This window comes from Alteromonas sp. 14N.309.X.WAT.G.H12 (assembly GCF_036697315.1).
GTDB lineage: Bacteria > Pseudomonadota > Gammaproteobacteria > Enterobacterales > Alteromonadaceae > Alteromonas.
In genome coordinates this window covers 1-13,842 of sequence record NZ_JBAHZB010000093.1, presented here as the reverse complement: position 1 = coordinate 13,842, position 13,842 = coordinate 1, and the positions used below count along the sequence as shown (strand labels likewise).

Sequence of the window (13,842 nt, the reverse complement as noted above, 5' to 3'; positions counted from 1 at the left end):
CCGTAAGGATAAGTGCATCATCAATCCGGTTAATGTCCACGGTAAACTGTAATTGTTCAAATTCCGCTTTTACATCATTAAATGCAGGTTTTACGATTGTATCGATAAAGCGACTGACACTTTTTCGATTTGGAAAAGAGACGATATTTTCCAGTCGGTTACGCCAGTTTTTATCGCTCTCACCCTGGGGAGACTGCAAGGCACTGATTTGTAAACTTTCCCGTTTATAGTCTTCTACACGCAGTGCTTTTATTAAGCCATATAAAGCAATTAACAAGATTATAGAGAACGGCAAGGCCGACACTATGGTCATGGTTTGCAGTGCATCTAAGCCGCCGGTAAAAAGCAGCACCGCGGCTACGACTCCCACGGCAATGGCCCAGTAAATTCGCTGCCACAGGGGGGTATCATTGCGTCCGTTTGAGCATAGCATATCTACCACCATGGCGCCCGAATCGCAGGATGTAACAAAAAAGACAATGACCATAAGTACGGCAAGCAATACCAGAACTTCGCTATAGGGGAAATAGCCAAGAAAAACGAAGAGGGCCACAGAAGTATCTTTATCCACCATCGTGGCTAACATATCTTTTCCTTGCCCTAACACCAAATCGATGGCTGAATTACCAAATACCGTCATCCACAGTAAGGTAAACGCAGAGGGAATTAACAGTACGCCTATGACGAATTCCCGAATGGTTCTGCCATAGGATATCCGCGCTATAAATAGGCCGACAAAGGGCGCCCACGCCAGCCACCAGCCCCAATAAAATATCGTCCAACCACCAATCCAATCTGTTTTTTCGTAGGCAAATAAATTCAGTGTATTTCTGACAATATCTGACATATAGGCGCCGATATTTTGAATATAGGCTTGTAGTAAGAAAACAGTAGGGCCGAGAATAAGAATAAACAGCACTAAAAGGACGGCAAGCAGTAAATTGGCTTCTGATAACCGGCGTATGCCTTTATCCAAACCTGTGGTTACCGATACAACGGCAATACCTACCACGCCCACCATAAGTAAAATTTGTACAAAGGTATTGGAGGGAATATGAAAAACGTAGGCGAGGCCAGCGTTAATTTGCGCTGCACCAAAGCCAAGGGAAGTGGATACACCAAATATGGTTGAGGTAACGGCAAAAATATCCACCATATGCCCTGGCCAGCCATATATTTTGTCACCGATTATGGGGTACAGGGCGGAACGCAAGGTCAGGGGCAGTTGATGACGGTAAGAAAAATACCCAAGAACCAGCGCCACAGCCGCATAAATAGCCCAAGGATGTATTCCCCAATGGAAGAAGGTGGTTTTCATGGCTTCTTTAACCGCGGCAATACTGCCAGGATCTGCCGTTGGTGGCGCAAGAAAATGCATTACCGGCTCTGCGACACCAAAAAACATTAAACCAATTCCCATGCCGGCGGCAAACAACATAGAAAGCCAAGTGAGTCGACCGAATTCCGGTGTGGCGTGATCCGGCCCTAAACGAATATCGCCATAACGTGAAAAGCCAAGAGTAACCACGGTAAGAAGAATGATGGCTACGGTGAGAACGTAAAACCAACCGCCATTATCCGTGACTGCTGTTTGCGCCGAATGGAAAGCCACATTGGCCGTTTCGGGAAAGAGTACGGCAAAAATCAGGATGGAAAGAATTGTAATAGACGACGTAATAAATACGGGTTTATTCAACATGGCTTTATCGGCCAGGCTCTCAGTCACGGTAGATCCCCTTGTAATAAAAGTTACCTATTTAATTAAAGTACCATCATTGCTTGTAAAAAAATCAATATGTAGATAGGTAATAAATACTGCTATAATTATTAGAGTTGAATGTTATTTTTCGGTGTTTTTACCCGAATATCGCGGGTTTTGCTTGAAATATTTAACAAATAATAGAACAAAATCGTTAGATACAAAGTATATCTTCTTGTTGGTCTTAAATAAATGACCATCAAATAGCTCTACATAAAATATTTACTCATCAAAGTAAAAAATTGTTTAATAAAGGAACACACATGCAAAAAACTCATTTAAGCTGTGCCATCTTGGCGGCACTTGCTTCTTCTTCGGTATTTGCCCAAGAGGTACAAAGCAAAGCGAAGATTGAGACCATAGAAGTAACGGCAACCAAACGTACTGAATCTATTCAGGATGTGCCCGTAGCGGTAAGTGCGTTAAATGGCGATACGTTAGAAAACCTGGGTATAGACAGTTTTCAGGATTACGTAGAATTTCTACCCAATGTGGTGTTTCAGGGAACAGGACCTGGGCAAAACGAAATTTATATTCGTGGAGCTGCCACAACACAATCAAATATTATGCTGTCGTCGGTTCAGGCGTTACAGCCTTCCGTTGCTTTTTATGTTGATGAACAGCCGGTTTCAATGGCAGGCCGTAATTTGGATGTTTATGCCACTGATATTCAACGGGTGGAAGTGCTGCCGGGGCCCCAAGGAACATTGTTTGGGGCCAGTTCTCAAGCCGGTACCGTTCGTTTAATCACCAAAAAGCCCGATCACAGTACCTTTTCTGCTGGCTTTGACACCAATATCGGCTTTACCCGTGGCGGTGAAATGAGCAACGCGGTGGAAGCCTACTTTAATATGCCCATTACCGATGATTTAGCGGTGAGAGTGGCGGCCTATAATGATCGTCAGGGCGGTTGGATAGACAATATACTTAATGTGCCAGGAGAGGGCGGTTACATTGGTAGCGCTCAGGTGATTAGCCGTATTTCCGGTGGCGTGTTAAGCGATCCGGTGGCGATGGATGCAAACCGTATTACTAACCCGGATATTTCTTCTGCGGCTGAAGCCGATGTGGTGTCGCCAAAAAATGATGCCTTAGTGGAAGACGATTTTAACGATGCGATATATGCCGGTGCCCGATTTGGTTTGTCTTATCACATTAACGATGACTGGGATTTGTTGGTACAACATACCCAGCAAACCCTCGAAACCGAAGGCGTATTTGCATACGATCCAAATTTAGACGGGCAAAGCTCCACCAATCGTTTTCAGCCTGAAGAAAACACGGATGAATTCGGCTTAACGACTTGGACCTTAGAAGGGCGTTTGGAAAAACTGGATGTGGTTTATACCGGCGGCTATCTCAACAGAGAAATCGATACTTTGGCGGATTATACCGGCTATACCAACGGCGGACTATTTTCTGCGTATTACGTGTGTAATTACAACAGTACTGAATCGGAAGATCGCTGTTTAGATCCAACGAAGTTTTATCAGGAAGATACCACTACCACTCGCAGCACCCACGAACTTAGGTTTAATACCACCATGGATACCCCATGGCGTCTAACCGCTGGGCTGTTTTATGATGATCAGGAAGTGGCCACGGTTGGCCAGTTTAATATTGCCAGTACCGAAAAGTTTGATAACTTAAGTACCACCTTGGTGGGAAGTGAAGGGATTAACAGTGACGGTGGGCCTTTCCCTTCTGATATCAGCTTTGTGAATGATATCACTCACACCATTGAACAGATCGCCGTGTTTGGTCAATTTGAATATGACATTACCGATACCCTTACGGCCAGCATCGGTGCCCGTTGGTATCAAATTGACGATGAATACAAAGGGTCAACCTCGACGGTTGATGTATCCCGACGGGTGAAAGCCTTTGGCACTCTGGATGCCGATGAACTGGCTGCTGTGGGTGAAGATCCTGAGTTGGTGATGGCCGCCGTTGCCAGCAATCAGTTGGATGTGAGCCTGCTTGATTCTGATGGTGTGCTGTCGGTTGATGACACCATATTTAAATTCTCATTGGATTGGAAAGTGCATGAGGATATTTTGTTGTTTGCCAACTATTCAGAAGGCTTCCGTCCTCCGGTGACAAACCGTGTAGGAGGGGGATTAGCGTCGAATCAATCTGGTAAGTTTGAAAATTTCCGTATACCTGTGTATTCCACCACCGATACGCTAGATAACTACGAAATTGGTATAAAAGGTGATTTCTTTGATGGGCAGGTGCGGGTGAATGCCACCGCCTTTTATTCAGAAATCACCGATTTACAAACGTCTCGTTTCGACCCCACTAACATTTCCTTCTTAGTGTTTACCGACAACGTAGGGGATGCCGAAATACGGGGATTGGACGCGGATATTATGTGGCTGGCTTCGGATAATCTGGTGATCAGCAGTGCCTTTACCTTATTGGATACCGAATTAACACGGGTAAATTCAGAGTTGGAAGGAATTTCCTCCGGTGTGGGGTCTGAATTACCCTATTCGGCGAGCTTCTCAGGCAACATTAATGCCCGGTATTTCTTCGAAGTACCCGGTGGTAAACAAGGTTACGTGAATGCATCCGTGAGTTATACCGGCGATCGCCTAGCCGGTATGGTGATGGACGCCTATGTTATGGAAGATGCAACGCAGCTTATTTATGGCACGGGCTCTGGGCTTAAAATTGAAGATGAAGCGGCCGTCTATGAAGGGGTCACCTACACAGATGCGGATGGGGAGACTTTCCGTGGTGGCCGTTATGTTCAAGAGTCTTACGTGTTAACGAATATTGCTGTGGGGGTCACGAATGATGAATGGAAGGCCGAGTTGTATATCGACAATGTGTTTGATGAAAATGCCATATTGAATATCGATACCCAACAATTCACTCCTAAAGTGGTGACCAACAGACCGCGTACCATTGGTATGCGCTTCTCTTACGATTATTATTAATCGCTACCGCATTTAAACCTACAACGGCAAACTTTCGGGTTTGCCGTTTTTTTCGTTTTGGGGCATGCTCATAAAATGACAGAAAATACCTCCTCTTTAGTGAACGATGCCAAACAGGCGTTAATGCAATCACGGTTTAATGATGCCATTTCGCTCTGTGAACGGGCCATTAACCTGACTCCTGCTGATCCCACTTATAAGGACGCCCTTTATCTTAAAGCTGTGGCGCAACGGCTAGATCGTCAAATAGATAAGGCGTTGACTACCCTGACAACCTTGCTACAGGCTTTCCCGGATTATGGCCGCGCCTATCAGGAACAAGGGTATTGTTATAAACAGCTTGGTGACGAAAGTCAGATGGCCTCTGCATTTTATCGCGCCACCCGATTTAATCCTGCATTGGTCCCCGCTTGGCAGGAGTTGGTGCAATGTTATCAGCGTCATCAGCAACAACAGGCGCTCAGCCTTGCTAACGAACATATTAAGCATTTAACGGCGCTACCTAAACCCCTGTTAGGTGCTATGGATCTGATGCACGAGGGACAGCTGCATAAAGCTGAAAAAGTGTGTCGTGATTTTTTGCAAACACATAAACATCAAATCGATGCCATGATGTTACTGGCTGAAATTGGCCTGAAATTGAAGGTTTATCATGACGCCGAATTTCTATTAGAAAGTTGCGTCGCCTTGTATCCAGACAATGAGGCCGCCGCGGCGGCTTATCAAAGCCTGTTAGGTAAGCTGGGTAAATACCCACAAAGCGTCGCACTTGCCCGACAACGGCTAGCGAAAAACACCAATAGTGTGGCAGTGAAAAGTGCGCTGGCCAATGCCCTTGTTGGCTTAGGGGAGTTGGATGAGGCGATAACACTCTATCGCAGTTTAATGGACAATCAAGTTGGCAACGGGGCCTTATGGGTTCAGTTAGGTCATGCCCTCAAGGCTAAAGGCGACACTGTTGATGCCATTGACGCCTATGAACAGGCCGTTAAAGCAGAGCCGGATCACGGCGATGCCTATTGGAGTTTGGCGAATACCAAAACCTACCAGTTTAGCCCGGCAATGATCAGGCAAATGGCGCATTATGAAGGTGCCAAAAGTACCTCTTTAGATGCTAGGATCCATTTGTGCTTTGCCTTAGGCAAAGCCTATGAAGATGCCAAGGATTTTGCTAAATCCTTTCAGTATTATCAAAAAGGTAATGATTTAAAGCACCGTACCCAGCAGTTTGATATTGAGCGAACGGAAAAAGCCATGGAAGCACAAAAAGAAGCGTGTGGTTCCGCATTATATAAACACAAAAGCGGCTATGACGTCCCTGATCCCATCTTTATTGTTGGTTTACCCCGGGCAGGTTCAACCTTACTGGAACAAATATTAGCGTCACATTCCCATGTTGATGGCACGATGGAACTGCATGATATTTTGTCCATCGCTTCTAGTTCAAGTAACCAGTCAGTGCCATACCCCTTTAATTTGGCTTCATTAAGTGATGAAACCTGTACGGCACTAGGCAAACAATATATTGAGCAAACGAAAGCCTATCGGGGGGCCGCGCCATTTTTCATCGATAAAATGCCAAATAACTTTATTCATATTGGTTTGATAAAGCGCATTTTACCCAATGCAAAAATTATTGATGCCAGGCGGGATCCCAAAGCCTGTTGTTTTAGTGGTTTTAAACAGCTTTTCTTTGATGGTCAGGAGTTTACTTATTCTCTTTCGGATATAGGACGGTATTACAATAGCTATGTGAAGCTGATGGATCATTGGCACAGTGTCTTTGCGGGAGAAATATTAACGGTACAGCATGAGGCGGTGATCAACGATCTGGAAGGGCAGGTGAGGCGGATACTCGATTATTGTCAACTGCCCTTTGAACCTGGGTGCTTAACTTTCTATAACACACGCAGAGTGATTAAAACGCCCAGTTCCGAACAGGTAAGACAACCCATTTATCGGTCAGGCATGACACAGTGGGAAGGGTTTAAGCCCTTCCTAACCCCCTTACTTGAGATCCTTGATACCTAGCCGCCATTAATATTTGCGTCGTTGTAAGCCGGTTTCAGCCAGAATTTTGGCTGAAATTTCTTCAATAGAATAGCGGGTGGAATTGAGGAACGGGATTTTTTCTCGCCGATAAAGGTTTTCCACTTCCCGCAATTCCATACGGCACTGTTTAATGGAGGCGTAACGGCTGTTGGCCCTGCGTTCTGAACGAATTTGACTGAGCCGCTCCGGTTCAATGGTCAGGCCAAATAACTTACGTTTGTACTTCCGTAAGGCGGGGGGCATTTTGAGAATATCGCCAATATCTTCTTCGGTAAAGGGATAATTGGCGGCTTTAATGCCATATTGCAATGCCAGATACAAACTGGTGGGGGTTTTTCCTGAACGGGAAACCCCTACCAGAATAATGTCCGCTTCTTCATAATTTCGAATATTACTGCCATCATCATTGGCCAGTGCATAGTTGACTGCTTCGATACGAATATCATAGGTTTTTTCATGAATACTGTGGGTGCGATGCTTCTCTGGTTTGGAAGGAACACCGAGCACTTTTTCCACCGGCGCGACGAATTGATCGAGAAAATTATAATTAATTCCCACCGAACGGGCGATAATTTTCCTAATTTCCACATTCACAATTGTATAAAAAACGAGCGGTCGCTCTCCGGTATCTTGAAAACTTTCAGATATTTTCTCTAAAACCTTATAGGCCTGTTCCTCGTTTTCAACGAAGGGAATCGTGGTGTGATTGAACTGGATAGGGAATAGAGACAGCAAGGCGTGGCCGAATACTTCGGCAGTGATGGCAGTACCGTCTGAAATGTAATATGCGGTGCGCAAAACAGATCCTTAATTTTGTAGTAATTTTCTTACGAAATGAAGAAAGATTTTACTTTCAATTTTTCCCCATTCTAAGATGAAACAGTCGAAAAGCTAGTCTGCTTTGAACCAAGTAGCAGCATCCTCGGCAACTAACATAACGGGTCTGGGTAAACTAGGCCACATGAATTTAGAAAAAGCTGGAGGCTTTGCGGTGCAAGAATATGTACTTTGGTATCAAGAATTGGGGATGCATGATGTAGGTCGCGTTGGCGGCAAGAATGCATCGTTGGGTGAAATGATTTCAAACTTAGCAAACGCAGGTGTTCAGGTGCCGGGCGGATTTGCCACCACTGCGGATGCCTTCCATGAGTTTCTTGATCAAAGTGGCTTGGAAGCGCGCATTCACGAAGTACTGGACTCACTAGACGTGGAAGACGTTAACGCCCTGGCTGAGGCAGGCAAGGATATCCGTCAATGGATCATCGACACGCCCTTTCAGAGCGAATTAGAAAATGCCATTCGAGACGCATTTGAACGTTTACAGGGCGACGCAGGTAACGAAGCATCCTTTGCCGTGCGTTCTTCAGCCACTGCAGAAGATATGCCCGATGCCTCATTTGCCGGTCAACAAGAAACCTTTTTGAATGTTAAAGGTTACGAATCTGTCCTCGTTGCCATTAAACATGTTTTCGCCTCACTGTTTAACGATAGAGCCATTTCTTATCGGGTTCACCAAGGTTACGATCACAAAGGTGTGGCATTGTCTGCGGGCATTCAACGTATGGTGCGCAGTGATGTGGCTTCTTCTGGTGTGATGTTCACCATTGATACCGAATCAGGCTTTGATGATGTGGTCTTTATTACCAGCTCCTTCGGTTTAGGGGAAATGGTTGTGCAAGGTGCCGTTAACCCCGATGAATTTTACGTGCACAAGCCAACGCTGGAAAAGGGTAACCCCGCTATTTTACGCCGTAATTTAGGCAGTAAGCTTATCAAGATGATTTACTCAGACGATCAGGCTCACGGTAAACAAGTATCTATTGTGGATATCGACAAGGCTGACAGCATGCGCTTCTCGTTGAATGATGATGAAGTCCAAGAGTTGGCAAAACAGGCCATGATCATCGAAAAACACTACAAGCGTCCTATGGATATTGAGTGGGCGAAAGACGGTACCGATGGCAAGTTATATATTGTTCAGGCCAGACCGGAAACCGTACGCAGTCGGGAAGACAGCCAATCTATCGAGCGCTATCAGTTAAAAGATAACGGCAGTATTGTCTGTGAAGGTCGTGCTATTGGTCACAAAATCGGTTCCGGTGAAGCCAAAGTTTTAGGCTCCATTGAAGAAATGGACAAGATCCAGGCCGGTGACGTGCTGGTCACGGATATGACGGACCCAGATTGGGAACCCATCATGAAAAAAGCCTCTGCCATCGTGACCAATCGTGGTGGCCGTACATGTCACGCAGCCATTATCGCCCGGGAATTAGGCATTCCTGCTGTGGTGGGCTGTGGTAATGCTACCGATTCTATTAAAAATGGTGACAAGGTAACGGTGTCCTGTGCACAAGGGGATACCGGTTATATTTACAGCAACGAGTTGGAATTCGATGTTGTTACATCACGCATTGACGCCATGCCTGATTTACCCCTTAAAGTGATGATGAATGTGGGTAATCCGGATCGTGCTTTTGATTTCGCCCGTTTACCAAGTGCTGGCGTAGGGTTGGCCCGACTTGAGTTTATTATCAACCGTATGATTGGTGTTCACCCTAAAGCGTTGTTGAATTTTGATGAACAAGACGACGAATTGAAAGACGAAATCAGCGATATGATCGCAGGGTATGAATCGCCGAAAGAATATTACATCCAGAAACTGGTTGAAGGTATTGCCACCATTGGCGCGGCGTTCTCGCCGAAAAAAGTTATCGTTCGTATGTCTGACTTTAAATCCAATGAGTATTTCAACTTGGTTGGGGGTCAACAATACGAACCGGACGAAGAAAACCCCATGCTAGGCTTCCGCGGTGCTAGTCGTTATATTTCAGAAGACTTCCGTGATTGCTTTGCCCTTGAATGTGAAGCGGTGAAGCGGGTCCGCAATACTATGGGCCTGACCAACGTGGAAATTATGATCCCCTTTGTGCGTACCCTTGAAGAAGGTCGTCAGGTTATTGAACTGCTTAGAGAAGAAGGGTTGGTACAAGGTGAAAATGGGCTTCGCGTCATCATGATGTGTGAATTGCCGTCAAATGCCCTGTTGGCCGATCAGTTCTTGGACATCTTTGATGGCTTCTCCATTGGCTCGAACGACTTAACTCAGTTAACGTTAGGCCTTGATCGTGATTCCGGGGTAATTGCCCACTTGTTTGATGAGCGAGATGAAGCCGTGAAAGTCTTGTTGTCCATGGCCATCAGAACGGCGAAGAAACGAGGCAAGTATGTAGGCATCTGTGGTCAGGGACCGTCTGATCATGAAGATTTTGCCGCATGGCTGGTAGAGGAAGGTATTGATTCGGTTTCTCTAAACCCAGACACAGTGGTTGAAACCTGGTTATACCTTGCTGAAAAGCACGGATAAATACTAAAAACGAAAAAAGCCGCTTCAATTGAAGCGGCTTTTTTTTAACGTAATTTGCGTGCTAAAAGAAAGTTATCTAGCTTTCGAGCGCCTCGCTGCATGCCGGTTTGTACTCGTTTTAACCAGATCCTTGCCCGCGGAATATCGTAACTCAGTACCACCAGACCTGCCAGTACGAGCAAGGTCGAACCAGGAATAACCGTTAGCACAACGCCGGCCAAAGCGAGGATAGCACCTAAGGTAATGCGCAGCGGTTTTAACATAACGGTGTCCTATTTAATCAGATATGTCTAGAATAGGGGATCTATAACAAAAACCAAGTATAAACGTGTAAGAAAGTGTAAGTATGACAGAAAAAAAAGCGCAAGAAATCTCTGAACAGGCTCGTGGTGAATGGGTAAGAACCCAGTTACAGCATGCCAGTAAACATTTGGCAGAAAACGGTATCGTGGTAAATTCCGTGGATCATGGAAAAAGCCGCTATCTCATGCCTTACTTTGCTATATGGTATGTTAAATCATTGGAAAATAAGGCGTACTGGGCATTAAGCGGCGATTTACCTGCCGATTTTATTGCCGGTGATAACGCCCAAAATGCCCAGGAAGCGTTGCGTCATTTTGCCCTTAGCTGGCAAATAAAAGCGGAGAATATTGAACGTACAAATATGGCAGATGAAACACAATTAAAATTCGCCGGTATATTACGTAATCGTGCTGAGAAAATGCATGATTTTGCCGAGCACGATGGATTGTGGAAAGCCTCGTAATGTTCCTCTTTTTGTGGACAAAGGGAGGGGGTTAATCGCTCATCTCCCAGTAGCCGTGATTTATAAGCTGTGCCAGTAAGTTAAGTAGTGACGCTTTGTCGTCACTGTTAATGAACATTGTATTGTCCACCGGTTCACCTTTTAATATCTCCCAAAGTAATTCTTTGAGTGAAGACGGGGTCGTAAATGCTTCGCCATTTACATAAAACGTGAAATCCGAGTCTGTTTGATGTTCGCTAAAAACGGGTTTACACCCGGGTGTGCGTGTAATTAGCCCGCCTTCTTCAATATACGCTGAAATCTCGTCTGTGGTGACCAATATGCCTATATCTGTGTCTGGCAGGTGCTGTGTGCTCAGTAAGCTCATAAGGGCATTGTCGCAGTCTGTGGACGCGAGAAGGTCGCTGAGCATTCCCCGTAATGCGCTAAGTTCTGTGCTGGTGATCAAGGCCGGATGGCGGGGCTGGGATAGATTGGGATCACTGTACCTAAGACCTTGTTTAAGGCCGGATGTGAGTTCGTCAGTAACGTGCTGAAGGATTTGGTGTTGCTCCGGCGCACGAAAGCCAACGGAGTAGGTGAGGCAATCTTGCAGTGCCTGACCATCGTGAGGCCATCCAGGAGGAATGTAAAGTATATCTCCAGGCGCTAAAACCACATCAATTTGTGCCTCGAAGTCATTGATTTGCTGTAAATCTTTATGGGGATAGTGTGGCGTATAATTCCCCGGCACACCCACCCGCCATGCTCGCTTGCCTTTTCCCTGCACAAGAAATACATCGTATTGATCGGTGTGAGGACCAACCCCGGCACCATCAACGGCGTAGCTTATCATCACATCATCCATACGCCAGTAAGGTATAAAATTGAAAGCTTCCATTAAAGCGTTAATGTCGTCGCTATAGCGGTCGACGCCTTGCACTAATAGCGTCCATTTACCCTGACAAACAGTTTCGTAGTCGCTAAAGGGGCCGTGGTGAACCTGCCATTGTCCATCGTCGTGCAAACTCACAATACGGCTATCGACGTCCTCTTCCTGCGCGAGCCCTGCTAAATCGTGTTCATCGATGGGATCTACAAAGGTTGTGAACCCTTGGCGAATAACCAAGGGCTTTTTTTGCCAGTATTCTTTTAAAAACGTCGAAATAGTAAAATCAGAAGAAAGTGTATACATGATGTGGTTAAGGGGTTTCCATTAAGAGTGTGTGGGCGACGAGGTTATCGCCTACAACGAAACTCTCGGAAAAGGCGAGAGTGTCGGTTTGACTATCAAGGATTTGACCGCGGGTTCTGGCACAGACCGTAATGGTTCCGGGTATACTGGCTTGTTCAAGCCGGGAAGCACGATTTACCGTTTTCCCCCAAATATCAAATTGGGGTTTATGTGCGCCAATGATGCCGCCGGTCACCGAGCCCGTTGCAATACCGATACGAATATTGCAGCCGAGATTTCTTTTTTCAACCAGCGAATTAAAGCTGCGTAATAGCGCCTTGGCAAAAAGGCACATGGTAACGGTTTGATTGGTGTCTTCATCCGGTGTGTGAAGATAGGTGAGGGGGACACCGATAGCGGCCATGTATTCATCGCCATTGGTTTTGATTTTTTCGATACCAAGGCGTAATGCATGAGCATCAAACAAGTGATAGCAATCATCAAGAATATGGACAATATCGGTATCATCATAGGTTTCACTGAGGGTGGTGTACCCCTGGAAATCGGCAAACAGTACAGAGACATTGTCAATCTTTTCCGTATGGCCTAAAGGCCAATGTTCATTTGGCGCGCCGGGAGCACTTGGAAGCATACTTCTTAATAATGACCGATTTTTCTTCTCTGATAACATCAATGCTTCGGCTTGGCGTTCAAATTTGTTTCGTACCAGACGTAGCATGATGATACCGCTGACCACTAAAATGATGGCATTGGCCAAACGTAAGGAGGCAAAAGTGTGCGTTGTATTAAAAACAATCATCCCTTCAACGAAAAGATAGAGTGCAGCATAGCTGTATTCAGCCATTCTGCGGGCGTTTTTCTCTCGTCGCGAAAAAAGAAAACCGCTGGTGATCATGCCTACTAAAAGAAACTGCTGAAGACCAGTATCCTGATGCCAAAGTAACGACAGCAGGGTAATTAGCGTCATACAACTGACAACAAAAATGAATCGGGCCCACTTCGCGGCCGCAATGCTTTTTTGATAGGTGAGGGCTAAAATACTGGCAAAAAGGGCACCATGAATGGCCATTAAAACAAGAATGGCGACGGAAAAATCTTTAAGAATAAACACAACCGCTAAGGTGTAGAGTGCCAGACAGGCGACGATGGCTGCAGATAATCGCCTTAGTAGCTTTATCACCGCTTGATTCGCTATCTTCTTGAATGTAATCACACGTTCCCTGAGCGAAAATGACGAAGGCTGCGTGGGCAGCCTTCGTATTGGAATTACCTAGAGGTAAATCATATACTGTGGGAATTAATCCGGCAACTGGTCTACAAGGCGAATTGCATCGCCAATATAATTGGCCGGCGACAGGTTTTTTAATTCTGTTTTTACGTTATCTGGAAGGTCCAGTCCATCGATAAATTCAGCAATCGCCTGAGCGTTCACTTTTTTGCCCCGGGTTAATTCCTTTAATTTTTCGTAGGGTTTCTCAATCCCATAGCGGCGCATTACTGTTTGAATAGGCTCGGCTAACAATTCCCAGTTATTATTTAACTCGTTTGCTAAACTGGCTTCGTTGACTTCGAGTTTGCTAATTCCCTTTAAGGTCGCTTGATAAGCGATGACCGCGTAACCTACACCTACACCCAGATTTCTCAGGACGGTTGAGTCAGTTAGATCTCGTTGCCAACGGGAAACGGGCAATTTAGCCGCAAGGTGATTAAAAATGGCATTGGCCAGACCCAAGTTACCTTCTGAGTTTTCAAAATCAATAGGGTTTACTTTATGGGGCATGG

General features: G+C 45.5%; 9 protein-coding genes and 1 pseudogene. 4 read left to right on the top strand and 6 right to left on the bottom strand.

The features are described 5' to 3' along the window. A partial coding sequence (locus tag V5298_RS16620; RefSeq protein WP_416351194.1) for a BCCT family transporter occupies positions 1–1,699 on the bottom strand: 1,699 nt, incomplete at its 3' end. Positions 1,700–2,022: 323 nt separating this feature from the next. Here V5298_RS16620 and V5298_RS16615 point away from each other — a divergent pair. Both V5298_RS16615 and V5298_RS16610 read left to right on the top strand, forming a co-directional pair. After that, positions 2,023–4,704, top strand: a complete 2,682-nt coding sequence (locus V5298_RS16615) for a TonB-dependent receptor (RefSeq protein ID WP_332932552.1) — start codon at positions 2,023–2,025, stop codon at positions 4,702–4,704. Between the two features lie 75 nt (positions 4,705–4,779). Next, positions 4,780–6,735, top strand: a complete 1,956-nt coding sequence (locus V5298_RS16610) for a sulfotransferase (RefSeq protein WP_332932551.1) — start codon at positions 4,780–4,782, stop codon at positions 6,733–6,735. Between the two features lie 6 nt (positions 6,736–6,741). On the opposite strand, the gene ppsR is transcribed toward V5298_RS16610, so the two are convergent. Then, positions 6,742–7,554, bottom strand: coding sequence for a posphoenolpyruvate synthetase regulatory kinase/phosphorylase PpsR (ppsR, locus tag V5298_RS16605; protein ID WP_332932550.1), 813 nt, complete (start codon positions 7,552–7,554; stop codon positions 6,742–6,744). A gap of 193 nt (positions 7,555–7,747) precedes the next feature. Here ppsR and ppsA point away from each other — a divergent pair, with 193 nt between their 5' ends. Next, entirely contained in the window at positions 7,748–10,120 is a 2,373-nt protein-coding gene (ppsA, locus tag V5298_RS16600) for a phosphoenolpyruvate synthase (RefSeq protein WP_332932554.1), read from the top strand. Between the two features lie 44 nt (positions 10,121–10,164). Here the strand turns inward: ppsA and V5298_RS16595 are convergent, their stop codons facing one another. Beyond that, positions 10,165–10,383, bottom strand: a complete 219-nt coding sequence (locus V5298_RS16595) for a PGPGW domain-containing protein (RefSeq protein WP_332932549.1) — start codon at positions 10,381–10,383, stop codon at positions 10,165–10,167. A gap of 83 nt (positions 10,384–10,466) precedes the next feature. On the opposite strand from V5298_RS16595, the gene V5298_RS16590 reads away from it, so the two are divergent. Next, complete coding sequence (locus V5298_RS16590) at positions 10,467–10,886, top strand: DUF4826 family protein (RefSeq protein ID WP_332932548.1); 420 nt, start codon at positions 10,467–10,469, stop codon at positions 10,884–10,886. Between the two features lie 31 nt (positions 10,887–10,917). Here the strand turns inward: V5298_RS16590 and V5298_RS16585 are convergent, their stop codons facing one another. The 3 genes and pseudogenes from V5298_RS16585 to V5298_RS16575 all read right to left on the bottom strand — a co-directional run. Beyond that, the gene (locus tag V5298_RS16585) at positions 10,918–12,060 is read right to left on the bottom strand and encodes a cupin domain-containing protein (protein ID WP_332932547.1); all 1,143 of its coding nucleotides are present in this window, start codon (positions 12,058–12,060) and stop codon (positions 10,918–10,920) included. A gap of 7 nt (positions 12,061–12,067) precedes the next feature. Continuing rightward, positions 12,068–13,273, bottom strand: a complete 1,206-nt coding sequence (locus tag V5298_RS16580; protein ID WP_332932546.1) for an adenylate/guanylate cyclase domain-containing protein — start codon at positions 13,271–13,273, stop codon at positions 12,068–12,070. A gap of 84 nt (positions 13,274–13,357) precedes the next feature. Next, positions 13,358–13,842, bottom strand: a pseudogene (locus V5298_RS16575) (adenylosuccinate lyase); the annotation flags it as partial.